The following is a 25,304-nucleotide window of genomic DNA, read 5'->3' on the forward strand; positions in this document are numbered from 1 at the left end:
GACCGTGACGATGTTTCTCTCGTGGCTTTTTCTTCTGCTCATCATCGCGGTGATCGTCGTGACCGGCATCGTGGTATGGGCCAAACTTTTCGGTGTGGATGATGCCGCGGCACGCTCGGGTACGGCTTGGTCAGGGACGGTTGATGATTCTGCCGAGGCTGCCCGCCACGAAAACGAAAGTCAGATCGCTGCCACGAACCGGCAGGCGGTGGCAGATGGCCGGATAGACCGCGTGGAGTTTTCTGTTGTGCCTCGCGGCTACCGCCCGGATCAAGTCGATGCTGTATTGGCAGAATGTCAGGCAGAAATTGATCGCTTGCGAAATCAGGCTCAACAGGCAGACTAGACTTTAGGCATGCTCCACGAGGTAATTGATTTACTCGCCGATCCCAACGACGGGACGGCGTTACATGCTGAGGATGGATATCGTCGCTTAGTGTCTGACTCAGGCCACAGCTTTGACGTCGCCAAGCAAGGCTATGTCAGCTTGATTGCGGGTGCAGGCCGACGTCACGATGGTGACAGCGCGCAGATGATTCGTGCCCGTGAGACCTTCCTCGCGGGTGGTCATTTTGCACCCTTCGTCGAGGCAGTGACCGCTGCAGCCATCGATGCCATCGAAATACCTCGCGAGGATTCAGCAGAGCCCGCACTTGACGACGAGAGCGCTGCGGCCGCCCTTCCGGGGCCGGTTATCATCGAATCCGGTGCTGGCACGGGCTATTACCTGTCGCACACGCTGGATAGTATCGCTGGTTCTCGCGGCATCGGTTTAGATATTTCTACACCGGCTGCGAAGCAACTAGCGAAATGCCACCCAAAGGCAGGTGCAGTGGTTGCTGATGTGTGGCAACGGCTGCCGATAGCCAGTAATTGTGCAGATGTTGTTACCGTGATTTTTGCGCCGCGCAATATGCAGGAATTCGCTCGCGTGCTCAAGCCCTCCGGTCAGCTCGTGGTGCTCACCCCAGATGCGGGGCATTTGGATGAATTGCGCACTCCACTCGGGATCGTCGCAGTAGAAGAGGATAAAATCTCTCGGTTATACGAGCAGACCGCGGGACTACTGGAACCGCAGGCGCAACCGCAGCACGTGGAATTTCGGATGCGTTTGGATCGAGCTTCGATTAGCGCGCAAATTGGGATGAGCCCATCTGCGCGGCATATCAGACCGGAAGAGTTAGAGCAGCGCTTGGCTACGCTTCCCGAGGTCATGACAGTGACCGCGCGGGGCAGGATCGACCGCTTCGGCAAACCCAGCTAGCGCTGGCGGGCAGAGCTTTCAGGCATGTCCCAATCACGAGTTGTTGCGTGATTGCTGAGCGAGTTACTGAGTGGGTTACTGGGTGGGTAGCTGCCATGAAGCAGTCACGGGCTTAAGAACCGCTGCGGTGCCATTCTTGCTCGATTGCAGCTTTGCCAGTGGTGGAGGCTTCAATCTTGGAACAGCCACCGTCGAAATACACCCGCGAGGTCATCGCGACGCAGCCGCCATCAGCGAAGACTTCTACCGTGGAACCATCAACGATGATGGTTAACGAATCGCTATCGCCGTCGGCAAGCTCTGCGGTGGCAGCAGCCTCATCGCGGTAACGATCGGAAGGGCCAACGCTGCGATCAATGCTCAAGGTGTGGCCCGAGTGGGTAATGCGGGCGGTTTCTTCGCCGTTGCTATCCAGCAAAGACACGGTCAGTGCAGAATCTTCGTCGGAGGGCACTTCACACAACACGGTATACGCGCGTACCCGTTCGGAAGCCGAAATGGCGGCCGGTAACCCTGCAGGTGGAGTCTGATAAAGCTGGCCATCGTGCAGGGAAATCATGCGAGGTAGCGTTAATACATTCGCCCAACCCTCGTCCTGCATCGACGGGTGTTCGGCAGGGTCGTCGTGGCGCCCGATGCCGTTGATAAGGCCGAATAACGCAGCTTCGGTGTAATAATCGGCCGGCTTGGTCGGATCGATGGTGGAATCGGTCACCGTGGTGCCTTTGGTGAGGTTTGTGTTGCGCGGGCGCGTGAAATCGTGCCCGAAGTCGATGCGTCGGAAGCCATGGTGCACCCGGAAAGTGGTGCCTCGCAGGGTACCGACGAGATAGCCCGAAATGTCAATCCCGGCACGTTCGACCGTCAACAGCAAGATATCGTAAATTTCGCCGTCGGCATCGTCGCGCAGGCGTAGAATCCGCGGGGCCACGATGGTGGAAAGCTGGCCTTCCTCCGGGGAGAGATCCAGGCCGATTTCGCCGTCAAATTCGAGCGCACCTTGGAAATCCCAGGACTGGCCGTCCTGTGAGGTCGCGATAACTGGGGTTGGTGTTTCTGCATCACCGGTTAGTGCCAGCATGAGCCAACCGGCATGCCCTGCATCGCGGTCGACGGGGCTTTCCCAGTTAGGCACGACGCATGGCGAGCGAAAGCGCTGGAACCCTTCTTGTGCTTCCAGCACAGCCGAGACCCGGTTGACGGCGGGATCGAGTGCCGTAGGTTCTTCCGACAGTGGGCAATCTGCGGTCAACGAATTGATCTTTGCGAGCTGGATATTGGTGCCGCCGGAGGTCACCGAAGTGAAATACAGGTTTGCATCTTGCTCACCGTCACCATCGATCGGAACGACAGAACCGGCGCGGACGGTAAGTTCGCCGCCGACCGGGCTTAAGACGTCGTCGCATTCGAACCAAGAATAAGGATCGCCCTGGGAAACCGTATGTGCCCACCGCGCTGGGCCGGGCACCTCGGGGCGATACTGGTAGAAAACGTGCCAGTCATTACCGTCGAGCAAAACTCCAGCAGGGGCATCCAGAACACCGTGTTCTGGGGTGATGTGGAGTTCCGGTCGATGGATCTCAGTCATGGTTTTCTCCTTGCGTCAATGAACTCACGACCAGGGTAGTGGTATTCGAGCGATCGTGCAGGCATCGAGTAAGCGTCGATGCTTTAGAGCTTGGTCACCAGCGTTAGACCAGAGCTCAGTGGAAGTCGGGTGACGATGGCGTCATCAAGCTCACGACAGTATTCGTCGGCAGCCAGCGCGGCTTGGGTGGCACGATCGGTGCGTGAAGAATCGGCGATGGTTCCGTCGAGAAGCGAATTAGCCAGCACTAACGTGCCCCGTGGTCCCAACAAAGGCCAGGCAGTCTCGATGAGTTTTGGAAGCTGAGTGGGGGAGACATCAGCGTAAATGACCTGGTACGACGCGGCTGCCAAACGTCCCATCACATCGAGCGGGCGAGACGGCAAGAAACGAATCCGCGACGGGCTATAGCCAGCTTCACGGAAAGCATGCTTGGCATGCTGTTGGTGCTCAATCTCTGGGTCTATGCAGGTCAGCACGCCCTTGTCTGGTAGGCCTTGCAGCAGATACAAACCGACCACGCTTGCTGCAGGTGTGACCGCAATGACCCCGGCATTTTTCGTTTGCGCCGAGGGGGTGGCGCTGGCTGTCAGAGTGGTCAACAGCTGGCCGACGGTCGCATCGGGCGCGGGCAGTGAATACTCTTCTGCGTGGGCATGTGCTGCCTGTAAGCCTTCAGAAACCACGGCGGTGGAATTGATGTACTCGAGCATGGCAGACACCGACGAGGTGTGCGGAGAGTTCTCTGAAGTAGACACACCAACAGTCTAAGTACTTTTGCGCAATTACGCGGGGTGCTGCGCCGACGGGAGGAAAAACTGCTGGTCGTAGGAGTCTTGGATTCACAGCAATTGCACAGATCACAGGCTGGCTTTATAGAGATAGTTGTAGCACAATAAAAGCCATGACATTGCAGAGTGGGGCCCAGAAAAACCCAGATCTTGCTGCGCAAGTGCGCGGGACTGCTGCTTTCGATGACGGTGTTGGCGCAATGCCAAGTTGGGATGAGCTGGTTGCCGAGCATGCCGATAGTGTGTACCGGCTCGCATTCCGCCTGGCAGGTAACCCGCAAGACGCGGAAGATCTCACCCAAGAGACTTTCATGCGGGTTTTTCATTCGCTGCAGAACTACCAGCCGGGAACGTTCGCTGGTTGGCTCCACCGCATCACGACGAACTTGTTTCTGGACATGGTGCGCCACCGCTCGAAAATACGGATGGAATCATTGCCGGAAGATTATGAGCGCTTTGCAGGCAATAGCATGACGCCCGAGCAGGCGTTTAACGTGGCGAATCTAGACCCCGCTCTGCAAAAAGCGTTGGACGAGTTAGCCCCGGATTTCCGTGTAGCCATCGTGTTGTGTGACGTAATGGGGATGAGCTATGAAGAAATCGCCGCTACGCTAGGTGTCAAGATGGGCACCGTGCGTTCCCGCATTCACCGCGGACGCTCGCAACTGCGTGCTCGTTTGGAACAAGACGCTACGCATAACGAAGAGACTCAGATTCTGCTCCGCACACGCTAACCGCACGGGTGCACGATCGATAACAGGCACGAGGGAGGCGAACCGATTTTAACCATGACGCCTTCAACGCACGGTTCAGAGAAAAAGAAGCGCTCCACAAGACCGCGGCGACGCTTTGACCATCTAGGCCCCGAGGCAGTCGCGGCATTCGTCGATGGGGAAATGTCACGCAAATCTGCTCACAACGCGCGGGTTCACCTCGTACTGTGCGATAACTGTCGCGCCGACGTGCATCGCCAGCGCAAGGCAGCTCAGGCCCTGCGCAACTGCAATCATGACGATCAGGTGCAAGCTTCGGAATCGTTGTTGGACAGCCTACGCCGAATCGCAGCAGAAACGGACAACGCTGCGAAAGCCAAGCAGGCTAATGGTATGCGTAACACGAATTCCGCGGGGTTACGCGCCAGTGAGCAACCTGGGGAAGCGACGGTATCGGGTGCGAATAATGGCCGCGTGAACAAACAGCCTGAGCTGTTAGAGCGCATCGAAAAACTGGCGCGTGCGATGCGTCGAAATCACAGCGACTAGAGGCTAAAATAGTTTCGTGTTTTCCAATATCGGCTGGTCGGAGATTGGCGTCATCCTCGTGGTGACGATCATTGTCATCGGTCCTGAGCGTCTGCCGGGGCTACTCCAAGATATCCGAGCAGCCGTTTTCGCGGCACGCAAAGCTATCAGCAACGCGAAACAAGAACTCAACGGTGAATTTGACGACATCGGCGCCGAATTTGAGCAGTTCCGCGAACCGCTACAAAAATTTGGCCAACTTAGCCGAATGGGGCCACGCGCGGCGATCGCGAAAACGCTTTTTGATGAAGACGATGATTTCTTCAACCAATTTGATCCCCGCACCATCCTGAAAGAACAAAGTCAGGATGCCACGGGGGCAGCTGGTGCTGGAACAGCGGCGGCTCGGCGCAACCAGCGGAACGGTCAAGATCGTACTGGCGAGCAACAGCGGCCAGAGACGCAGTCGCAAGCACAATCTGCGCCGCAAGCGCAGCCGCAAACACGAACCAGGTCGCATGCGTCGGTTTCTGACGCACAAGAGCACACTAGCCGTGCGAGATCAGGAGCGCAGCGTCCGCCATCAGCTCCAGGCGGTAAGGCCGAGTTCAGCTGGACGGACGTGCTCTAAAAAGCAGCTTGCTAGTTAACACCCAAGCTCAGTGGCTTGCCCGCGAGGGAATTACGACGCTTTGCCAGGCCATTCGCGATCTTGGTGATTTCTTTCGCCGACGGGCTCTCCGGATCGGCGAGAACCACCGGTGTGCCGTTATCGCTGTGCGCTCGCAGCGGCGGATCCAGTGGAACTTGTCCCAACAGCGGGACCTCGGTGCCGACGAGCGTCGTCAAGCGCTGGGCGACGATCTCGCCGCCGCCGGAGCCAAAGACATCCATCGTGGAACCGTCGGGCATGACCATTGCGCTCATGTTCTCGATGACGCCCGCTACCCGCTGCCGCGTTTGTTGCGACAGTGAGCCTGCACGTTCTGCGACTTCCGCAGCCGCAGCCTGCGGGGTGGTCACCACGAGCAGTTCAGCATTCGGGATCAGCTGCGCGACCGAGAGCGCGACATCGCCAGTGCCTGGGGGTAAGTCCAGCAACAAAATATCCAGATCGCCCCAGAATACGTCGGCAAGGAACTGCTGAATCGCGCGGTGCAGCATTGGCCCCCGCCAAACGACAGGGGCATTGCCCTCGACGAACTGGCCGATCGAGATAAATTTCAAGTTGTGTGCCTGCGGAGGCATGAGCATATCGTCGATGACGTTTGGTGCATCTGTCGACCCCAGAAGATTAGGCACGGAGTGGCCGTAAATATCTGCATCGACGATGCCGACTTTGAGGCCCTGCTGTGCGAGGGCAGCGCCCAAGTTGACGGTCATCGAAGATTTTCCGACGCCGCCTTTGCCCGAAGCCACCGCGAAAACTCGCGTTGTGCTCTCCGGCTTCGAAAATGGAATTTCCGGTTCGCGCTGCGCTCCGCGCAAAGAATTGCGTAATTCGCGGCGCTGCTCATCGCTCATGACGTCGAGCGAGACAGAGACATTTTCGACGCCCTGGACTTCCTCGACGGCTGCTTGCGTATTCGATTGGATGGTCGTTTTCATCGGGCATCCAGAAATAGTGAGGTATACCTCGACGTTGACGTCGGCGCCGTCGATGTCGATGGATTTCACCATCCCGAGATCGGTGATTGGCTTTCCGATCTCTGGATCTTCGACGCGCGCCAACGCTTCGCGGACTGCTGATTCTGTAATGGCACTCATTACAACCCATCTTAGTCCTGCTGGTGCATCTGTAAACTGCGCAGCGTGGGTACGATGAATTATGTGAGAAATCGCTATATTCCAGCCGCTTTTTCCAGCGCGGCGCTGTTGCTCGCAGGTTGTTCCGCCGCCGATGAGCCTGCGGATGATTCCACGGCAGCCGAATCTAAGGCAAGTGACGTCGTCGACACGCACGCTGATGATCGCGACCGTGCAGTCCGGATCATCGCGGACGCGTCCTCCACAGAACAAGTGCTGTGGGCATATATTTACCGTGCAGTTTTGGGCGATGAAGGCCGCGACGCAGAAGTTATGCTTGACGACGGGGCGGATATTGCCAAGCGTTGGGATATGTTGCAGACTCGGCAGACTGATTTCTTGATCACCTGCACCGGAAAATTTGTCGCAGAATTTAACCCATCGATTGCGCAAGGCTTGGTTGCCGACGGCGATGCACCGGATCCGAATGAAGCGGATGTGCATGAACAATTCCACCGCGAAGTGATGGGGCTGTTACCGCCGACGATCGTCACGACAGCGCCGTCCTCAGCGCAAGGGTGTACCGATTCTGATACATCGCTGCCGCAGGATTTCACACCGTTGTTTGGCGCAGGCTTGTTTAACCGCGAAGAAATCGGCGAGATTCAAAAAGTCACACGGTTGTTGGATGACCGCAACCTAGAAGAACTCGAAGATAAGCTTGCCGACGGGCTCACGGCCGAAGAAGCAGCTGGACAGTGGGCAGCCGTCAACGTCACGGGCTCGTCACCAGACTCGGTGAGCGACGACTCCTAAGCACACGAGGCTTATGCGCCCGTGCTGCGCGTGGTGTTCGCCGTAATGCGCGTGGTGTTCGCCGTAATGCGCGTCGTGTTGGCGATCGAGCCTAAACCGTCGATCGTGACCGTCACAGTTTCTCCGTCGCGAATAAACCGCTGTGGACTGCGCGCAAAGCCGACGCCATCGGGGGTTCCCGTGGCGATGACATCACCTGGGCGCAGGGGATAGATGTGCGAAATGAATGAAATCAGCTCGGCTGGTGGGAAGACTTGGTCAGCCAGCGGGGCGTTTTGCATCAACGATTCGTCGAGATGAGTGCGCAAACTCGCGCAGGAAACATCGAACTCGTCTGGCGTTGTCAACCAGGGACCAAAGCCACTGGTGCTGCGAAAGGATTTGCCCTGGTGCCACTGCGGAGTACGACGCTGGGCATCGCGCAATGTGTAATCATTGAATACTGCGTATCCAGCGATATAGTCATTCGCATCAGCAGGGCTGACCTCGCTGGCATAATCTCCGATAATAACCGCGAGTTCGCCCTCAAAATCGAGTTGTGCGGCTTTGTCCGCGGGAACAGTCACGTCCGCGAACGGTCGAGCTAGTGCTTCGGGGTATTTGGTAAACAGTGTGGGATATTCGGGAAGTTCGCGGCCCATCTCCAGAATATGTTCGGCGTAGTTTAACCCTTGGCAAATTATTTTGCCGGGCCAGGGCACGACGGCATCGAGGTCGTGCTTGCTGATGATGACGGGATCACCGACGTCGATTAGTGCTTCATTGAGATGTTCGCGCCACCCCGGGATAGCTAAGAGCTCGCCGACATTGCGCACCGGGGTGTTGGCAGCAGAAAAGCCATGCAACGGCCTGACTGTCAGCGATGCAGAATCTGGGGATTCTACCTCGTCGACAATCGCTATGTAGCGGGTTCCATCAACAGGGGCTACAGAGGCTAGTCGCATGGCTTCGGGCCTTTCTACGGTGAGGGCTAGTGTGAACTAGCACCCACCGTAGTCAACTTCACCGGCGAATGCTGCTTATTCAGCGAAGGCTTCGTCGATAAGCTGCTTTTGCTCGATTTGGTGCACCTTAGCGATACCGGTGGCAGTCGAGGACTGTGCGCGGCGAGAAATGCGACGCATCCGTGGCATATCTGGGATGAGCTCGTGTAAGTGCTCATTGTAGAACGGCCATGGTCCTTGGTTGGCTGGTTCGTCTTGTACGAAGCGGACTTCTTCCATGTTCGGGAAGTTGTCGAATGCTTCAGACAACCGGTTGAACGGAATTGGGTGCAGCATCTCGATGCGGACGATCGCGATGTCGTCGCGCTCGTCTTTCTGGCGACGCTTTTCCAGCTCGTAGTAGACCTTGCCGGAGCACAGCATCACGGTTTTCACTTTGTCAGCGTCACCGACGACGTTGTTATCCGCATCGACCAAACGTGGATCGTTGATGACCGAGCGGAAGGAAGTGATGTCGGTGAATTCTTCGACCTCAGAGGTGGCAGCCTTCGCGCGCAACATGGACTTCGGAGTGAAGACCACGAGCGGGCGCGACATGGTGCCCAGCGCGTGACGACGCAGCAGGTGGAAGTGGTTCGCCGGAGTGGACGGTTGGGCGATGGTCATGGAACCTTCGGCCGCCAGCTGCAAGAAACGCTCGATGCGGGCAGAGGAGTGGTCTGGTCCCTGGCCTTCATAGCCGTGTGGCAACAGCAAGATCACCTTGGACAACTGACCCCACTTGGCCTCACCAGAGCAGACATACTCGTCGATGATGGTTTGTGCACCGTTGACGAAGTCACCGAACTGTGCTTCCCAAGCAACGACTGCGTCCAGGTTTCCAACGGAGTAGCCGTATTCCACACCCAGGCCAGCGAACTCGGTCAGCGCTGAGTTGTAGACCTCAAAGCTGCCGCCGTTACCGGTTTCTTGTGCCAGTGCATCCAGCGGGTTGTATTGTTCCGCGGTCTTGGGGTTGAAGGTGACCGCGTGGCGCTGGGTGAAGGTACCACGCTTGGAATCCTCACCGACCAAGCGTACGGGCTTTCCTTCAGAAGCAAGGGAACCGAAGGCGAGCAGTTCGCCCCAGCCCCAATCGATGCCACCTTCTACGGAGGACTTCGCACGCTTTTCAGCAATCGGTGCCACACGGTTGTGCAGCTCGAATCCTTCTGGCAGATCCAAGTAGGATTCGCCGAGCTCACGCATAGCATCTGCAGAGATCGAGGTATCGAGGCCGCGCGTCAGCTCCTGCGAAGCAGTAATACCGGTCTGTTCCTGAGGGCCGTTTTCTTCCGCTTCTTTGACCTCGTTGAACACAGATTCCATCTGGTCACGGAAGTCGCGAGCAGCTGCCTCTGCATCTTCTTCGGAAAGGTCGCCGCGGCCGATGAGCTCGTCAGTGTACTTCTGACGCACAGAATCGCGGTTGCCGATGCGATCGTACATCAGCGGCTGGGTCATCGATGGGTCATCGGCTTCGTTGTGGCCGCGCAGACGGTAGCAGATCAAGTCGATGAACACGTCTTTTCCGAAACGACGACGGTATTCGGTAGCCAATTGGCCGACCCAAACCACGGCTTCTGGGTCATCACCATTGACGTGGAAAACCGGGCAGTCGAAGCCCTTGGCCAAGTCCGTGGAGTACAGGGTGGAACGGCCCGCATCTGGAGTCGTGGTGAAACCAACCTGGTTGTTGACAACGACGTGGATAGAACCGCCGACGTTGTAGGCATCCAAGCCCATCAGGTTGATGGTTTCTTGGACGATGCCAAGACCTGCGAAGGAGGCATCACCGTGCAGCAACAGCGGTACGATGCGCTTGTCGTGGCTGCCCTCTACGCGGTCAAGGATGTCTTGCTTCGCGCGAGCGATACCAACGACGACTGGGTTGACGGCTTCGAGGTGGGATGGGTTTGCGGTCAGCGTAACCTTAATTTCGCCATCGCCGAACATCTGCAGGTGCTCGCCTTCGGCGCCGAGGTGGTACTTGACGTCACCAGAACCACCGGCTTGGCCGCCCTTATAGTTGCCGTCGAATTCGTTGAAGACTTCCGCCAGTGGCTTGCCGACGATATTGAACAGCACGTTCAAACGACCGCGGTGTGGCATGCCAATGACGACTTCGTCAAGGTTCTGGCCGGCAGCAGTATCGATCACCGAGTCCATCAGTGGGATCAGTGCCTCGGCACCCTCCAGTGAGAAGCGCTTTTGACCGACGTACTTGGTCTGCAGGAAGTTTTCGAATGCTTCGGCAGCGTTGACCTTCTGCAGGATGTATTTCTGCTCTGCATTGGTTGGCTTTGGCATACCAGCTTCGAGGGAATCACGCAGCCACTCGCGCTCGTCGCGGTCCATGATGTGGCTGAATTCGGAGCCGACTTTGAGCGTGTAAGCAGCCCGCAGACGGGAGAGCACCTCACGCAAAGTCATGGATTCTTTGCCGCCGAATCCACCGACGTGGAAGGTACGATCCAGATCCCACAGGGTCAGGCCGTGGGTGCGAATATCCAAGTCGCGGTGGTCTGGAGAAGGCAGACCTGGCTGCTTCCAGCGCAGTGGGTTGGTGTCTGCGATCAGGTGACCGCGGGAGCGGTAAGCCTCGATGAGGTTCATCACGCGGGTGGACTTATCAATTCCGGTGTTCGGAATATCTTGTGCCCAGCGCATTGGCTCGTAAGGGATCTGCAGATCGCTAAACAGCTCATCCCAGAAGACGTCGTCGACAAGCAACTGCGACATGGTGCGCAGGAACTCACCGGACTCAGCGCCCTGGATAACGCGGTGGTCGTAAGTAGAAGTCAGCGTGACTAGACGGCCGACGCCGAGCTCTGCCAGGCGATCCGAAGAAGCGCCAGCGAATTCTGCTGGATAGTCCATCGAACCAACGCCGATGATGGTGCCTAAGCCCTTGGTCAAACGAGCAATCGAGTGTCGAGTGCCGATGCCGCCCGGATTGGTCAGGTTAATGGTTGCGCCCTGGAAATCAGCTGCGGTCAACTTGTTCTTGCGGGAACGTGCGACGATGTCGTCGTAGGCCTCGATGAACTCTGCGAAGTTCTTGTCTTGGGCCTTTTTCAGTGCGGCAACGACGAGCGCGCGGGAGCCGTCTTTTTGTGGCAAGTCAATGGCCAAGCCAAGGTTAATGTCTTCCGGATACACGACGGTAGGCTTTTTGCCGTCGACAAGCTCGTACCGCACGTTCATGTCTGGGTGCTTTTGCGTGGCCTTCACCAGCGCATAGCCGATGATGTGGGTGAAAGAAATCTTGCCACCGCGGGTGCGCTTGAGGTGCTCGTTGATCAGAGAACGGTTTTCCCACATCAGCTTGACAGGAACGTCACGCACCGAAGTTGCGGTAGGCATCTCCAGGGATTCGTCCATGTTCTTGGCAATAGCCTTGAACATGCCCTTGAGAGCCTTCGACTCGCCGCCTTCGTATGCAGGCAACTCATCCAACGGTGACGGCGCCTTCTTTGGAGCCTTCGGAGTTACACCGCGCTTGCTGACGTCAGACTTCGCCTGTGCCTTCTTGGCAGATTCGTCAACCACGGATTCGCGCTGCTGTTGCTTATGGGACAGTGTTTTCTGTGTTGGGGGAGCGATATCCGCGGCTTCCTTGCCGGATTGCTTACGAGTGGCACCAGCGGATTTCGCAGCTTTGTTAGAACCGGCTGCTGCGCTAGCAGAATCGGTTGCTGCGGCGACGTCGGATGGTGCGCCGTGCTTGTCAAATAACTCGCGCCATTCTTTATCCACTGATTGCGGATCTTTCTTGTATTCCTGATACAACTCGTCCGCTAACCAGGTGCTCAAGCCGAAGGGATTGTTAGTGCTCACGGCAGGTGCTCGCCTCTTTCCGTTGATTTGCGTGCATTAATTTTATCTGCGCTGAAGCTGTCTTGTTCAAGCTTCCATCAAGCCTAATAGACAGTTTGTATTCATTCTACGCGCTTATGTCTCTGGTTTTGGCACATGATATTCCTCGGGGTGGTTACTAATCTGGAATGTTATGGATGAATCGTCACATGTGACGGCGGAGTACCCTCGCGTGCAGCTTGCGAGCGGGGAAATTCAAGGCGAAATAATTCGCGATGACAGCATCGTGACCTGGAAGGGCGTGCCCTTTGGGGCACCCACTGGCGGCGACACGAGGTTTCAACGCCCCAAACCCGTTCGCCCGTGGCTGGGCGTACTTGACTGCACCCGCTATCAATCACCGGCGCCACAGCCCAATTATGGCTTCAATGACCGGCTCATTGGCGACGAAGATTGCTTGCACCTCGACATCGTCCGGCCGGACACTACAGAAAAATTACCGGTGGTGGTGTATTTCCATGGTGGTTCATTTTTGATGGGTGCTAGCCACCAAAACATGTTGCGCGGGCACCGGTTAGCTGCAGCGATGAACGTCGTCTATGTCTCGCTGAATTTTCGCCTCGGGGTTTTGGGCTACCTGGACTTACGCAGCTTGGGTGGTGACTGCGTGGCGAACCCAGCGTTGTGGGATCAAGTGCTGGCTCTGCACTGGATCAAAGACAATATTGCCAAGTTCGGTGGCGACCCAGAATCGGTGACGATCATGGGGGAATCTGCTGGTGGCGCGGCCGTACTGGCGTTGCTATGTTCGCCAGCTGCACGTGGTTTATTCCACCGTGCGATCGCGCAGTCGCCGCCGATTGGGTTAATCCACTCTAAGGCGCAATCGCAATTGTGGGCGCGCCAGCTATTGACCCGTCTAGGGCTGCCGGCGGAGAGTACCGTTGATGATCTGCGCAGGTTAAGTTCCGACGAGTTGGTGCGGGCGGGAATGTCGATGATGTGGCGGGCAGGCGAATTGCAGTTTTTGAATTCGACTTTTGGCCCGACCGTGGAATCGGAATCGTTGCCGGAGCATCCGATGGTGGCATTCCAGCATGGCCGGCAGGCGCAGGTGCCGCTGATGTTGGGAACAAATCTGGATGAAGCCGGCGTGACCCGGTATTTCTTTCAGCGTACGACGCGCCGCGCGAAAGCAGGGCGACGCCTTTTGTATCCGTACGATCCAGAACATACGGATACCGTTTTGGAGGCCTACGGTGGGGCGCGCACGAGAGCGGAATTTGCTGATTTGGTCACCGATGCCTTGTTTTGGGCCCCGACGGTGCGCATCGCTAGTCACCACAATGAGTATGCGCCGACGTGGATGTATCGCTTCGACTTTGCGCCGCAGCTGATGCGCAAACTCGGGATTGGTGCCTCACATTCGTCTGAGCTTTCGAATGTATTCGGCACTCCGGAAGCGTCGAAAACCCGCCTGTTGTCCAAAATTGGTCGGGATGATGAAGCGATGCAGCGGTTGACGAAAGAGATGCAGCGGCACTGGGCGAGCTTTATCAGGTTCGGCGCGCCAGGCGAGGATTGGCCACAATATAAACCGCCAACTGAGCAGCATCATTCACGTCCGACGATGATTTTTGATGCGCAGTCGCGCGTGGAATACGACCCGAAGGCAGAAAAGCGGCGGGCGTGGAAACATTATGACGTTGTGGAATGGGGCGCGGGGCGGCCCGAGTTGCTCCGGGATCTCGGTTTCCAGGTTGATGAATGATCAATAGTGATAATGCTTAGTCCTACCAAAGTAGGTTCCGGCGTAGTAGATTGGCGAACATGAGCTTCTTCGAAGATATTGCTGCCGCCCTCGATGCCGACGGGATCGAGTCTCGGGTGAATGACGACGTGTTGTTCGTTCCGATTACCTCAGGTGTGGAAATCCAATTTGTTGAGATCGATGCGGCTCTGCCAGCAGCCAACGTATATATCGCGGCAGCTGATGTCGACGAAGACGACGAAAGCTTCGATGCGGCACTGGTTTCGGTGGCATTTTCTGTTGAGGATGCACTCGCGATCGTCGCCGAGCATATTGCTACTGACCAGGTGGTGACCGTACTGCGCGACTTGCTGGAAGGTCGCGACGAGCGGATCTCGGATCTGGAGTTTGAACACCACACCATCGACCCTGGGGTTGTCGTCGCGCACGTCGCCGAAGATTCTCACTTGCGGGTGTCCATTGATCTGGTATCTGGTGTTCCGACCGCAAAACTCTCATTTATCACCTTTGATTCCGAAGCTTTCGCTGCTGCGGAGGCAGAGGATGATGCGCCTGCAGATAATCCAGCTAAACCTTTCGCGGTCGATGTCGACGCTGAGGTGGATGTCGACGCTGAGGTGGATTTGGACGCAGCGTTGGATTTCGACGCAGCGTTGGGATTTGATCCAGAGATGGAATTGGACGAGGCCGCATTCGCGCCTGGTGAACTCATGCATGGTTATGAACCAGAAATTCTGGAGCTTGGCAGTTACACCGATTTTGATCGCTTGTTCGATGTGCTGTCGTTGTGCGCTGAGCAAGCAGAGGATTGGGAAGCGCAGCTCAAACCGTGCGAGGACGGTTTCGAACTTTAAAGCTGTTTGCGGCACATGCCGAAGCCGATGGGCGATAGGCGGTTATGCAGCCTGCGAAAACCCGGTAAAAATTGATGTAGGTGAGTGCACCGGTACGTAATTGGCGTCGACAAGCCAGGCATAGATGCATGCGGTCTCGTGGTCTGTGCCGATTTGATGTACCGCGCTAATCAGGTTTTCTGGCACGACCGCACGTATCCAGGCTTCCGTGAGTGGAATCGGCGGGGCAGCCCCGGTTGGATCGGTGATGCGAATGCTTACGACATAGGCAGGGGTGCGTTGTTCTCCATAGCCGCGGACACGGGATTGCACTAAGCGGCCAACCCGGTAGCGCGAGATAGCGGCTGTGAGCATTCGATGTTTGCCCACCTTTAGGTGTGCTAGTGGCGGGCGCCAATTAGCCATGGGGCGGGCCAATGAGCGTGGGTGATGGAGAATGCTTTCTATGGCTGCGAGCTGTTTTCCCTCGTTTCTCTGGATTTCTGTCAAGATTTCGTGGGTGGTACGGGTGCTGCGAGTTACTTGTTGTCTAGTCATGGTGTGCACTTTAATTTTCGCGGTGCACACCCGCTGATTGTTGTTCGAACTGGATTTCGAAAAGCAATGCTGGGTGAGGACCTTTCGCGGAGACAGGCCCGTCAACTAGGAGTAGGATCGCGAGAACTATGCCTATTGATCGCCCCGGTTCTCACATCCAGGAGACAGATAACTCGCCGTACGAATCGCAAACCCCAGCCGGAAAGCCAGGTGGGGTGGACCAGCTAGAAAAGCCGCGCATTCCGAAAGAAATTTGGGTGCTCGTGGTAGCGTTCTTCTTGGTTGCCCTGGGGTACGGCTTGATTGCGCCGTTACTCCCACAGTTTGTGGTGAGCTTTGATGTCAGCATGGCGGCAGCAGGTGCTGTGATCTCGATTTTTTCTGTATCTCGTTTGATTTTTGCAACCGGGGCCGGCATGCTCGCTGACAAACTTGGGGTGCGCCGCGTCTACATCACCGGTCTACTTCTGGTGGCTATTAATACTGGCTTGATTTCCATCGCCCAGGACTACTGGCAGATCCTCGTGCTGCGCTTTCTGGCTGGAATCGGCTCGACCATGTTTACCGTGTCGGCCATGGGGTTGATCGTGAAATTAGCCCCTCCCGCGATTCGCGGTAAATGCTCGGCGACGTATGCCACGAGTTTCTTGTTGGGCAGCATTCTCGGCCCATTGGTGGGATCAGCATTGGCCTTTTTGGGCTTCCGCTGGCCATTTTTCATCTATGGAATTGGTTTATGTGCAGCAGCAATCGTCGTGTGGGTCATGATGCCGAAAACGAACGCAGCAGCTGACAATGGGACCGAGAATAAGAAATTTACCTACGGTGAGGCCTGGCGTGATTCTGCTTTCCGCAGCGTGCTGGTGTCGAATTTTGCGCATGGCTGGGTGAATATGGGCGTACGTGTTGCGGTGATTCCGCTGTTTGCAGCCGCAGTGTTTATTGATGACACCGCAGCCGCCGGGTACGCGCTCGCAGCCTATGCTGCAGGTAATGCCGTCGTACTGCAGTTTTCTGGCCGTTTGGCAGACCGGATTGGGCGCAAACCACTGATCATGACGGGGTTTGCAGCGAGTGCACTGTGCGTCGGTCTCTACGGCACAGCTGAGATATTGTGGATGCTGCTATTGCTATCCGCCCTAAGTGGAGCGGCCGCTGGAATCGCGGTGCCCGCGCAACAGGCAACGCTTGCCGACGTTATCGGCAACGACCGCTCCGGCGGAAAAGTTCTCGCAGGTTTCCAGATGTCTATGGATCTGGGAATGATTTTTGGTCCACTGATGATCGGTGCAGTCGCGGATAATTGGGGATTTAACTGGGCATTTTTTGCCAGTGCAGCCGTCGCGATGCTGGCAGTTCTCGCGTGGATTCCGGGACGCGAAACCTTGCACACCCGGGATACCAACGTGCGGGAAATGCCAGCGGAGAACGAGGCAAAATAAGAGCCGGTCCTCCTAAGGGCAGGGCGTCCCTAAAACGCTTGCCGCAGCTAATTGCGGAAAACCCAGGGTTCAGCTTATTTTTGCAACTTGGCGTGCTCGTTGATCATGTCGTCGAGAAGCCGCGCCGCAACTCGCGCGGTGCGACCGTCGACGTCGTAGTAGGGGTTCATTTCTGCGACGTCCACCAAACGAAGTTTGCCGCTGGCTGCCAAAGCCTTGCACATCGCGCGCATCGGTTCGATACCAATGCCGACGGTGCATGGCGAGGAGACACCCGGAGCAACAGCAGGGGAAATGGCGTCCAAGTCGATCGTCACGTACAGATCGTCGTGAACATCGGAAATCTCTAGCGCCCGCTCGGCGGCTTCGCGGGGAGTCATGTTGTGGATTTCGTCGTCAAGCACAATCTTGGTGCCCAACTCTTTGGCAAAGTTAAACAACTTACCTGTGTTATCTGCAGTAGAAACACCAATCACGGAATAATCGAAATCGTCTCCCACCAGCTCGGCTACCTGGGTGAACGGGGTGCCGTGAGTGGGGATCTCAGTCTGGCGAAGGTCAAGGTGGCCGTCGAAATTCACAATAGAAATGGGGCGTTGCAGGGCTTTGTGCAGGCCGAGGTAGCTGGCGTAGCCGACCTCATGTGAACCGCCGAGAACCACCGGCAAGTGGCCTGCGTTCACTAGATCCTTGATGCGTTCGGACAGTTCTTCCTGTGCACCTTCCATGTCGGTGCCATTGACCGTGACTGTGCCGGCATCGTAGCGCGGTAGATCATTATGTACCGGCAAGTTGGCCAATGCTTCGCGCAAAACGTGCGGGCCCTCGGCGGCACCGTGGCGGCAACCATTGCGACGAGCGCCTTCGTCACATGCGAACCCCAGAATGGCTGCTCCGGGTTTGTCTTGCACATTGTCGATGACCGAGTGCCAGCGGTAGAACTCCGGGCTGTCGCCATCGTGGCGGCCATCCCAATGGTGCGGTGTGCGGGAAACGGGTGAATGAGAAATCATGGCACCAGTATAGGGGAAATCTAATGTGTGCTAGTTCACTGTGACGAGAAAAGTGACGATAAAACGGCGATAAAATGGTGTTTTAAGCTCTGCTGCCGTAGTGTATGTCAGGCAATGAGCATTACCGATTACGCCACCGGCGGCGACAACGAGCCGGATAATTTCAGTCAGTCTCCATCGACTACGTCGGAATCTCAGGAAAATTCGCAAGGCAAAATCACGGCTACCACTGATGCCGTTGCCGAGAGTGGCGAAACTTCTGAGCACACCGACGCTGAAGAACAATCTTCAGCCAACGACCGTCCTCAGGGTTTTTCCAACCTCGATCTGCCCAGCAACGTGGTAGATGCGGTGAAAGCCGTAGGTTTTGAAAAACCATCACCGATTCAAGAACAAACCATTCCGATTCTCATGCAGGGTCGCGACGTTGTGGGCCTAGCTCAAACGGGTACCGGTAAAACCGCTGCCTTCGCGCTGCCCGTCTTGGCCCAATTGGATCCCAGCGAGCGCTTCCCGCAAGCGTTAGTTTTGGCGCCCACCCGTGAATTGGCACTGCAGGTTGCAGACAGCTTCGAATCCTTCGCTAAACACCTTGGCGGCATCGAAGTACTGCCGATCTATGGCGGCCAAGCATATGGCATCCAGCTTGCAGGCCTACGTCGTGGTGCGCAGATCATCGTCGGCACCCCAGGCCGTGTTATCGACCACCTGGAAAAAGGCAGCCTCGACATCTCGAAGCTGCGCTACCTCGTGCTGGACGAAGCCGATGAGATGCTCAACATGGGCTTCCAAGAAGATGTTGAGCGCATCTTGGCGGACACGCCAGAGGAGAAACAGGTTGCGCTGTTCTCGGCGACGATGCCGAATGGCATCCGTCGTTTGTCGAAGCAGTACCTCAACGACCCTGCCGAAGTGACTGTGAAATCACAGGCACGCACAAACGAAAACATCACCCAGCGGTTCCTTTTCACGCAACACCGCGCGAAATTTGATGCCTTCATCCGCATCCTCGAAGTCATCGATTACGACGGCATGATCGTGTTTACGCGCACCAAGCACGAAACCGAAGAAGTAGCAGAAAAGCTTCGCGCCGCAGGCTACAGCGCCGCAGCCATCAACGGTGACATTGCGCAGAACCAGCGTGAACGCACCGTGGAACAGCTGAAATCCGGCCGCTTGGACATTCTGGTTGCTACCGACGTGGCAGCACGAGGTTTGGATGTCGAGCGCATTTCGCACGTGATCAACTTCGACATTCCGGGCGATACCGAATCCTACGTACACCGGATTGGCCGTACGGCTCGTGCAGGACGCAGTGGTGAGGCGATCTTGTTCGTTACCCCACGCGAGCGTCGTATGCTGCGCTCCATCGAGAAAGTCACCAAGGCTACCTTGCAGGAAATGCAACTGCCGACGGTCGACGAAGTCAATGAAGTTCGCAAGAAGAACTTCGCGCAGGGCATCACTGAAGCACTCGGTGCGAAGGACAAAGACTTCTTCCGCACCATGGTGCGCGAGTACTCGCAGAATAACGATGTTGCCATGGACGATATCGCTGCAGCACTCGCGGTGAAACTGCAAGGCGACAAGGAATTCCTGCTCAAAGAGCAGCCCGTCGACAAGCGCAAAGACCGTTTCAACGACAAGCGCGGCGGACGCGATTTTGATGACCGCGGTGGACGCGGCGGTCGGGATCGTGGTGACCGTGGCGCACGCGGCGGTCGTGGTGGCCGGGATGCAAACTTCCAGCCGTACCGCTTGGCCGTCGGTAAACGCCAAAACGTTCGTCCGGGTTCGATCGTTGGTGCCTTGGCTAACGAAGGTGGCTTGAGTAGCAAAGACTTCGGCCGCATCAATATTGGTGCCGAGCACACGATTGTTGAACTACCGAAGAACTTGGATCCTGCTGTTTTGGACCGTCTATCCGATACCCGCATTTCGGGAGAACTCATCAAGATCCGGAAAGATCACGGCGCTCCAGGTCGCGGTGGATTCCACGGTGGTGGAGGTAGCCGTTCAGGTAAGGGCGGCCGCAAAGGCGGAGGCAAGTTTCGTAACTAGTTAGTCTGCGTACTGTTCTCTGAGAAACCGCCAGTCGGGATAACAACAGACACAGACGAATGTGTTAGAAAAATAAGCCCGGAATGCAGGATCATAGTTCTGCATTCCGGGCTTTTTCTTGTGCTCAGCTATTGTGCGAATCGCGATTGTGCAATCCCCGCTGAGCATTAGCGATTGGTGTTGAGTTATTCGCCTCGGTCATTGCCTAGATGAACATCAGTACCAAGACGATGACCCAGATCAGGTTAAAGATGCCAGCGTACATCGCCAGCTGTTTTTTCATCTTCGTCCAGTTTTCGACTTTGTCATCTTCTGGAGATGCTTCGCTTTCTGGCAGCATGCCCAGTGCGCCCAAGGCGGTGCGTTGGCGGGGCACAATCACGACCAATAAGATCACCCAGGCGATGATTGCCAGCAGGATCGAGGCATGGAATTTACCTTGGGTTCCGTAAGAATCCATGTCGGTTAAAAACACCACCAGGCCTAATAGCGGCACGAGTGCGGAGAGGAAACCGTAGGTCTTTGTCACGCGGTAAAGTACCGCGGCTGCACCCTTGGCAGTTGCCGTCCCGGATTTCGCTTCCACTATTTGTGCTGGAAAAGCCGAGGTGGCGACCATAATTGGTCCAATAAACAACACTGCGGCAGCGATGTGTAAAACAAGCATGAAATCAGTCATGAAAAATCCTTTTAGGTAGACACATTGAGTCGGCGAACAAAAAGCTCCTCATGCGATTTTACCAGTGCTTTAGCCGATGCCCAGGCTGTGAAGAAGGCGGCATGCAGCGCGCATCTGCTGTAGATCGTGCTGCGGGAGTGCCAACTGATAGCTCACAGCAACCACGGCGATTCTGCGTGCGTACCAGCAATGAGCCGATGTATCGGAAGGCATCCATTGCGCTGGCAGTGCATCTGATTTTTCCCGGTTCGCGCTTGCAGCAGTCGCGACCAAATTTCGCCCGTCGTTGGCGAATTCTTTGCGACGTTCTTCTGTCCAGGAATGTGCTCCCAAATCCCAGGCTGCAGAGAGCGGAAAAATGTGGTCAATATCTACATGCTGCGCTGATTCTGCAATGGTGATGGACTCTCCCGCGTATTCATCCCAAATCTTTATATTGGCAATCTCGCACGCTTCCTGTGTGACCGGAGCCGGAAGTTGTGGTGAGTTGGTGGCGCCAGCAAGTAGCACGGATTCTCGTGTACTGCAGACTCCTTGGTTGCCCCATCCGCTCCCAAATCGTTCACGCTTGTAGCCCGGAATCTTTTGGCGCTGCGGAGTTGTAATTAGTTGCGGTTCTAGTTCATCCCAGGTGGGAATTGTATTCTTGCCGTCGTACGTCGTGGGGAATAGTCGTGGCCAGAGGGTGAAGATCACAGCGCAGATAGTTGCGATACAAAGTAGGTAGAGATAGCCCCGGAAAAGCCCAGTGCTACGTAGTGAACTCTTCAGTAATCTTTTCTCAGTGCCGCCTGTGTGCAGTTCTGCGTCGATGCTCGATGCCGAATATTGGGCCATGTCGCATTAGACTGCGCCCACTGCCTGGCGGTTCCGCAGACAGTGGGCGCAAGTAAAACGTCAGTGATAGTGAGCCGTGTGGGTGTCGTGGTATGTACTCGGCTGTGCGTCGACTAATTGAGCTTGTTCGCCGCCTGGGTGAAATCGAGGTCGTCGTCGCTGGCGACCGTGTCCAACTTGGCAGCTTTGTCGAATTCGTCCTGAATCTCCGTGCTCGGCTCCTTGGTCGCCAACGTGACCACCACGAGCGCAATCGTAGAAGCAATAAAGCCTGGAACCATTTCGTAGATGAGGTCGCCAAACCAGGTGCCCCAAATGATCGAGACAACGGCACCGGTGATCATTCCTGCGATTGCACCGGGAGCATTGAGGCGCTTCCAGTAGAGTGCGAACAATATCAGCGGACCGAACGCTGAACCGAAGCCTGCCCAGGCGAAACCGACCAGACCTAAAATCGTATCGCTGGGGTTGATTGCGAGCAGGGCACCGATGACAGCGATTCCGACCACTGCAGTACGGGACAGATTAATGAGAACGAATTGCGAAGGGCGCTTTTTCGCAAGCCCCATGTAAATATCTTCGATCAAGGAAGACGACAAGATCAACAACTGGGAAGACATCGTCGACATAATCGCGGCCAGCACGGCGGTGAGCACCAGTCCTGCTGGTAGTGGGTGGAACATGACACGTGCCATGTCCAAGAAGACGGTCTCGAAGGCGTCTTGGTCGGTGATACTGTGGCCGGTTTGCGTGAAAAAGACTGTAGCAATTAATGCGACAAACGTGGCACCGGCGTAACAGATGGCCAACCAAAAGATGCCGTAATTACGCGAGGACTTCGCATCCGCTGGGCTTTTCAGTGCCATAAAGCGGACGACAATGTGCGGTTGGCCGAAGTAGCCAAGACCCCACGCTGCGTTACCAATGATGGTTGCAATACCCGCCGCAGATGTGATGTTAAACAGATTGAAGAAGTCAGGATTGGCTTCGACGACGCCGTTGGTGCCGTAGTTGTTTTCTGCTGCAAAGCTGAAAATGTCGCTGGGCTGGTCCAGCGCAAGCAAAGCCATCAGTGGCACGATAATTAACGCGCTGAACATCATCAGTCCCTGCACCATATCGGTGTAGGAGACCGCCAGAAAGCCGCCGACGAAGGTATACGCGACAGTTACTGCTGCGACGATGAGCAGACCAGTCAGATAGTCACCATCGAAGGTCGACTCGAAGTAGCGTCCACCGGCAACCATGCCGGAAGAGACGTAGAAGGTGAAAAAGAAGATAATGATTGCAGCGGAAACCATGCGCAAGAGACGTGATTTATCGCGCAAACGGTTTTCGAAAAACGACGGAATTGTAATGGAGTTCTCGGCTATTTCCGAATATGCACGCAGGCGCGGAGCGACCCATTGCCAGTTGGCGATGGCGCCGACAAACAGGCCGAAAACGATCCATAATTCAGAAAGCCCAGAGACGAACAAAGCGCCGGGCAGACCCATCAGAACCCAACCAGAAAGGTCGGAGGCGCCAGCAGACAAAGCTGCGACGAATGGTGGAAGTCCACGGCCACCGAGGACATAGTCGTCGTATTCTGAGGTTTTGGTATAACTCCAATAGCCGATCGCGAGCATGACCATCAGGTAGGCGATAATCGCGATCACAAACCATGTTTGTTCTGACATTTCCGGTTGGCTCCCTTTGTGTGCGGCAATTTCTGGCTTATACATTTCGCCGTGGTGTGATTTTTACCACTACTCAATGCCTGCTCGCCAGGGTATCGCAAAGTATGCGAAATATCAGATATGTCACACAATTAGTCGGTTAGTTTCGCGGGGTGTAGATATGAGAAGCCCCCGTGGTGAGGAATCCTCAGCACGGGGGCGGTGGCGAAGTACTACCGATTACCTCAGTAGTGACGAACGCCGGTGCGAAGCTAGACGTTTACTTCTTGACTTTTTCTGCAGCCTCATCGAAGTCGACGTCCTCGTTTTCGGTTGCGATGTCAGTCAGCTTAGCTGCCTGATCGAACTGCTTCTTGACCTTCGTCGCTGGTTCCTTGGTAGCCAAGGTGACCAGGACAAGGACGATCGTTGCTGCGGCAAAGCCTGGAACGATCTCGTAGATGATGTCAGAGAACCAGACGCCCCACACGGTGGAGACGATGGCACCGGTGGCCATACCAGCGATGGCACCTGGTGCGTTCAGGCGCTTCCAGTACAGCGAGAACAGAACGACTGGACCGAAGGCGGAACCGAAGCCTGCCCAGGCGAAGCCGACGAGTCCCAGGATGGAGTCGCTTGGGTTGACGGCCAGAACGGCAGCCAAGACGGCGACGGCAACAACGCAAGTACGGGACAGGTTGATCAGAACCTGCTCTGCTGGCTTGCGCTTGGCGAACATCTTGTACAGGTCCTCGATCAGGGAAGAGGAGACAGCCAGCAGCTGGGAGGACATGGTGGACATGATCGCTGCCAAAACAGCGGTCAAAACCAAACCGGCGATCAGTGGGTGGAACATGACGCGAGCCATGTCCAAGAAGACCGTCTCGAAAGAATCCTGGTCGGTGATGGTGTTGCCGGTTTGCGTAAAGAAGACAGTTGCGACCAGTGCGACGAACACTGCACCGATAACGCAGAGTGCCATCCAGCCGATACCCCAGAAACGACCTGCACGGGCGTCGGTGGAGTTACGCAGTGCCATGAAGCGCACGATGATGTGCGGCTGGCCGAAGTAACCCAAGCCCCATGCGAAGTTACCGACGATTGCGGCAACTGCGGCAGCGGAGCCAACGTTGAACAGGTTGAAGAAGTCTGGGTTAGCTTCAACGACGCCATCGGTGCCGTAGTTGTTGTTAGCGGCAAAGCTAAAGATATCCGAGCCGCTATCCAAGGATACGAACGCCATGACTGGCACGATCATCAGGGACAAGAACATGATGATGCCCTGGACGGTGTCGGTGTAGGACACAGCCAAGAAGCCACCGATGAAGGTGTAAGCGACGGTGATGGCTGCAACGATCAAGAGACCGATCAGGTAGTCACCATCGAAAGTGGACTCGAAGTAGCGTCCACCGGCAACCATTCCGGACGAGACGTAGAAGGTAAAGAAGAAGATAATGATCGCCGCGGACAGCACGCGCAAAACGCGAGACTTATCCGCCAGACGGTTTTCGAAGAAGGATGGAACCGTAATCGAGTCGTCTGCGATCTCGGAGTAGGCACGTAGGCGAGGGGCAACGACCTTCCAGTTCACCCAGGCACCGATCGTCAGACCGATTGCGATCCATAGCTCAACCAAACCGGATGCGAACAGCGCACCCGGAAGACCCATCAACAGCCAACCGGACATGTCCGATGCACCGGCGGAAAGGGCAGCCACGAATGGTGGCAGACCACGGCCAGCGAGCACGTAGTCGTCGTATTGATCTGTCTGTTTATAACTCCAGTAGCCGATCGCGAGCATCCCAAACATGTAGATGATGATCGCGATGACAAACCAGGTTGATTCAGTCACCGTTACTCCTTGTCAGTAGATTTCTCACGTGCCGAAACAGCACGTGAATTTCTTTGCACTGCCTGGTGCGGATGGCACCAGGTTCTACAACTTTGTCGAGCACTAAATACCACTCGAAAACTCAGCGACTTGCTGGCTGGTTGTGCCATCGCGAATAGCCAATCGCTTCTCGCTTTGGTCAACCTGCACAGCAAAACGACTGGTTTTAGTGGACCAATCATTTACCGTAGTGAGAATTCCAAGCTCGCCCAAACGTCTCCCGTCGATATTTCAGGAAAATAACAGGATTTTCATGCTCTTAGCAGGCGACACGTGAAAATATTACAGAATGATAACAATTAAATTCCGGTGT

The 25,304-nt window shown here is 56.0% G+C and carries 21 protein-coding genes; 10 read left to right on the forward strand and 11 right to left on the reverse strand.

Going from position 1 to position 25,304, the window contains the following annotated elements; translation table 11 throughout:
• The first annotated feature begins 10 nt into the window (after nucleotides 1-10).
• Both U1140_RS00990 and U1140_RS00995 read left to right on the forward strand, forming a co-directional pair.
• Entirely contained in the window at nucleotides 11-346 is a 336-nt protein-coding gene (locus U1140_RS00990) for a DivIVA domain-containing protein (protein WP_369845656.1), read from the forward strand.
• A gap of 9 nt (nucleotides 347-355) precedes the next feature.
• Nucleotides 356-1,264, forward strand: coding sequence for a methyltransferase domain-containing protein (locus U1140_RS00995; protein WP_369845571.1), 909 nt, complete (start codon nucleotides 356-358; stop codon nucleotides 1,262-1,264).
• A gap of 112 nt (nucleotides 1,265-1,376) precedes the next feature.
• On the opposite strand, the gene U1140_RS01000 is transcribed toward U1140_RS00995, so the two are convergent.
• The gene (locus U1140_RS01000) at nucleotides 1,377-2,852 is read right to left on the reverse strand and encodes a GH32 C-terminal domain-containing protein (RefSeq protein WP_369845572.1); all 1,476 of its coding nucleotides are present in this window, start codon (nucleotides 2,850-2,852) and stop codon (nucleotides 1,377-1,379) included.
• A gap of 83 nt (nucleotides 2,853-2,935) precedes the next feature.
• Nucleotides 2,936-3,565 carry an O-methyltransferase gene (locus tag U1140_RS01005; protein ID WP_369845657.1) on the reverse strand — a complete coding sequence of 210 codons (630 nt, stop codon included), beginning with the start codon at nucleotides 3,563-3,565 and terminating at the stop codon, nucleotides 2,936-2,938.
• 191 nt (nucleotides 3,566-3,756) lie between these two features.
• Between U1140_RS01005 and sigE the strand changes: the two genes are divergently transcribed.
• Genes sigE through U1140_RS01020 form a run of 3 tightly spaced genes read left to right on the forward strand, consistent with a single transcriptional unit; the run spans nucleotide 3,757 to nucleotide 5,515 of the window.
• Nucleotides 3,757-4,377 carry an RNA polymerase sigma factor SigE gene (sigE, locus tag U1140_RS01010; protein ID WP_369845573.1) on the forward strand — a complete coding sequence of 207 codons (621 nt, stop codon included), beginning with the start codon at nucleotides 3,757-3,759 and terminating at the stop codon, nucleotides 4,375-4,377.
• Between the two features lie 54 nt (nucleotides 4,378-4,431).
• A complete protein-coding gene (locus U1140_RS01015; RefSeq protein WP_369845574.1) occupies nucleotides 4,432-4,905 on the forward strand; it encodes an anti-sigma factor in 474 nt (157 codons plus the stop codon).
• A 16-nt stretch (nucleotides 4,906-4,921) separates the two neighbouring features.
• Nucleotides 4,922-5,515, forward strand: a complete 594-nt coding sequence (locus tag U1140_RS01020) for a twin-arginine translocase TatA/TatE family subunit (RefSeq protein ID WP_369845575.1) — start codon at nucleotides 4,922-4,924, stop codon at nucleotides 5,513-5,515.
• 11 nt (nucleotides 5,516-5,526) lie between these two features.
• On the opposite strand, the gene U1140_RS01025 is transcribed toward U1140_RS01020, so the two are convergent.
• Nucleotides 5,527-6,651, reverse strand: coding sequence for an Mrp/NBP35 family ATP-binding protein (locus U1140_RS01025; protein WP_369845576.1), 1,125 nt, complete (start codon nucleotides 6,649-6,651; stop codon nucleotides 5,527-5,529).
• Nucleotides 6,652-6,696: 45 nt separating this feature from the next.
• Between U1140_RS01025 and U1140_RS01030 the strand changes: the two genes are divergently transcribed.
• A complete protein-coding gene (locus tag U1140_RS01030; protein WP_369845577.1) occupies nucleotides 6,697-7,446 on the forward strand; it encodes a hypothetical protein in 750 nt (249 codons plus the stop codon).
• Nucleotides 7,447-7,457: 11 nt separating this feature from the next.
• Here the strand turns inward: U1140_RS01030 and U1140_RS01035 are convergent, their stop codons facing one another.
• Nucleotides 7,458-8,390 (reverse strand): fumarylacetoacetate hydrolase family protein, encoded by a 933-nt coding sequence (locus tag U1140_RS01035; RefSeq protein ID WP_369845578.1) that lies wholly within the window; start codon nucleotides 8,388-8,390, stop codon nucleotides 7,458-7,460.
• 75 nt (nucleotides 8,391-8,465) lie between these two features.
• Nucleotides 8,466-12,269, reverse strand: a complete 3,804-nt coding sequence (locus U1140_RS01040; RefSeq protein ID WP_369845579.1) for a multifunctional oxoglutarate decarboxylase/oxoglutarate dehydrogenase thiamine pyrophosphate-binding subunit/dihydrolipoyllysine-residue succinyltransferase subunit — start codon at nucleotides 12,267-12,269, stop codon at nucleotides 8,466-8,468.
• Nucleotides 12,270-12,441: 172 nt separating this feature from the next.
• Between U1140_RS01040 and U1140_RS01045 the strand changes: the two genes are divergently transcribed.
• Entirely contained in the window at nucleotides 12,442-14,019 is a 1,578-nt protein-coding gene (locus tag U1140_RS01045; RefSeq protein WP_369845580.1) for a carboxylesterase/lipase family protein, read from the forward strand.
• A gap of 59 nt (nucleotides 14,020-14,078) precedes the next feature.
• On the forward strand, nucleotides 14,079-14,873 hold the full coding sequence (locus U1140_RS01050) for a hypothetical protein (RefSeq protein ID WP_369845582.1): 795 nt from the start codon (nucleotides 14,079-14,081) through the stop codon (nucleotides 14,871-14,873).
• A gap of 42 nt (nucleotides 14,874-14,915) precedes the next feature.
• Here U1140_RS01050 and U1140_RS01055 read toward each other — a convergent pair whose 3' ends face one another.
• A complete protein-coding gene (locus U1140_RS01055; RefSeq protein ID WP_369845583.1) occupies nucleotides 14,916-15,227 on the reverse strand; it encodes a hypothetical protein in 312 nt (103 codons plus the stop codon).
• 311 nt (nucleotides 15,228-15,538) lie between these two features.
• On the opposite strand from U1140_RS01055, the gene U1140_RS01060 reads away from it, so the two are divergent.
• The gene (locus U1140_RS01060) at nucleotides 15,539-16,852 is read left to right on the forward strand and encodes an MFS transporter (RefSeq protein WP_369845584.1); all 1,314 of its coding nucleotides are present in this window, start codon (nucleotides 15,539-15,541) and stop codon (nucleotides 16,850-16,852) included.
• Between the two features lie 74 nt (nucleotides 16,853-16,926).
• On the opposite strand, the gene hutG is transcribed toward U1140_RS01060, so the two are convergent.
• A complete protein-coding gene (hutG, locus tag U1140_RS01065) occupies nucleotides 16,927-17,865 on the reverse strand; it encodes a formimidoylglutamase (RefSeq protein WP_369845585.1) in 939 nt (312 codons plus the stop codon).
• Nucleotides 17,866-17,979: 114 nt separating this feature from the next.
• On the opposite strand from hutG, the gene U1140_RS01070 reads away from it, so the two are divergent.
• A complete protein-coding gene (locus U1140_RS01070; RefSeq protein ID WP_369845586.1) occupies nucleotides 17,980-19,926 on the forward strand; it encodes a DEAD/DEAH box helicase in 1,947 nt (648 codons plus the stop codon).
• Between the two features lie 205 nt (nucleotides 19,927-20,131).
• Here U1140_RS01070 and U1140_RS01075 read toward each other — a convergent pair whose 3' ends face one another.
• The 4 genes from U1140_RS01075 to putP (U1140_RS01090) all read right to left on the reverse strand — a co-directional run bounded on the left by U1140_RS01075 (nucleotide 20,132) and on the right by putP (U1140_RS01090) (nucleotide 24,952).
• Nucleotides 20,132-20,605 (reverse strand): DUF2269 domain-containing protein, encoded by a 474-nt coding sequence (locus U1140_RS01075; protein WP_369845587.1) that lies wholly within the window; start codon nucleotides 20,603-20,605, stop codon nucleotides 20,132-20,134.
• 69 nt (nucleotides 20,606-20,674) lie between these two features.
• The gene (locus U1140_RS01080; RefSeq protein ID WP_369845588.1) at nucleotides 20,675-21,301 is read right to left on the reverse strand and encodes an HNH endonuclease family protein; all 627 of its coding nucleotides are present in this window, start codon (nucleotides 21,299-21,301) and stop codon (nucleotides 20,675-20,677) included.
• A 254-nt stretch (nucleotides 21,302-21,555) separates the two neighbouring features.
• The gene (gene putP / locus U1140_RS01085) at nucleotides 21,556-23,121 is read right to left on the reverse strand and encodes a sodium/proline symporter PutP (protein WP_369845589.1); all 1,566 of its coding nucleotides are present in this window, start codon (nucleotides 23,119-23,121) and stop codon (nucleotides 21,556-21,558) included.
• Nucleotides 23,122-23,380: 259 nt separating this feature from the next.
• Nucleotides 23,381-24,952: a sodium/proline symporter PutP gene (putP, locus tag U1140_RS01090; RefSeq protein ID WP_369845590.1), complete on the reverse strand. Its 1,572-nt coding sequence runs from the start codon at nucleotides 24,950-24,952 to the stop codon at nucleotides 23,381-23,383.
• Between the last annotated feature and the right edge of the window lie 352 nt (nucleotides 24,953-25,304).

It is taken from the genome of Corynebacterium drakensteinense (assembly GCF_041224285.1).
GTDB lineage: Bacteria > Actinomycetota > Actinomycetes > Mycobacteriales > Mycobacteriaceae > Corynebacterium.

Bases quoted from the DNA above. Each gene is read 5' to 3' on its own strand.
- U1140_RS00990 (WP_369845656.1), top strand. From the start codon at position 11: ATGTTTCTCTCGTGGCTTTTTCTTCTGCTCATCATCGCGGTGATCGTC.
- U1140_RS00995 (WP_369845571.1), top strand. From the start codon at position 356: ATGCTCCACGAGGTAATTGATTTACTCGCCGATCCCAACGACGGGACG.
- U1140_RS01000 (WP_369845572.1), bottom strand. From the start codon at position 2,852: ATGACTGAGATCCATCGACCGGAACTCCACATCACCCCAGAACACGGT.
- U1140_RS01005 (WP_369845657.1), bottom strand. From the start codon at position 3,565: ATGCTCGAGTACATCAATTCCACCGCCGTGGTTTCTGAAGGCTTACAG.
- sigE (WP_369845573.1), top strand. From the start codon at position 3,757: ATGACATTGCAGAGTGGGGCCCAGAAAAACCCAGATCTTGCTGCGCAA.
- U1140_RS01015 (WP_369845574.1), top strand. From the start codon at position 4,432: ATGACGCCTTCAACGCACGGTTCAGAGAAAAAGAAGCGCTCCACAAGA.
- U1140_RS01025 (WP_369845576.1), bottom strand. From the start codon at position 6,651: ATGAGTGCCATTACAGAATCAGCAGTCCGCGAAGCGTTGGCGCGCGTC.
- U1140_RS01035 (WP_369845578.1), bottom strand. From the start codon at position 8,390: ATGCGACTAGCCTCTGTAGCCCCTGTTGATGGAACCCGCTACATAGCG.
- U1140_RS01045 (WP_369845580.1), top strand. From the start codon at position 12,442: ATGGATGAATCGTCACATGTGACGGCGGAGTACCCTCGCGTGCAGCTT.
- U1140_RS01050 (WP_369845582.1), top strand. From the start codon at position 14,079: ATGAGCTTCTTCGAAGATATTGCTGCCGCCCTCGATGCCGACGGGATC.
- U1140_RS01055 (WP_369845583.1), bottom strand. From the start codon at position 15,227: ATGCTCACAGCCGCTATCTCGCGCTACCGGGTTGGCCGCTTAGTGCAA.
- U1140_RS01060 (WP_369845584.1), top strand. From the start codon at position 15,539: ATGCCTATTGATCGCCCCGGTTCTCACATCCAGGAGACAGATAACTCG.
- hutG (WP_369845585.1), bottom strand. From the start codon at position 17,865: ATGATTTCTCATTCACCCGTTTCCCGCACACCGCACCATTGGGATGGC.
- U1140_RS01070 (WP_369845586.1), top strand. From the start codon at position 17,980: ATGAGCATTACCGATTACGCCACCGGCGGCGACAACGAGCCGGATAAT.
- U1140_RS01075 (WP_369845587.1), bottom strand. From the start codon at position 20,605: ATGACTGATTTCATGCTTGTTTTACACATCGCTGCCGCAGTGTTGTTT.
- putP (WP_369845589.1), bottom strand. From the start codon at position 23,121: ATGTCAGAACAAACATGGTTTGTGATCGCGATTATCGCCTACCTGATG.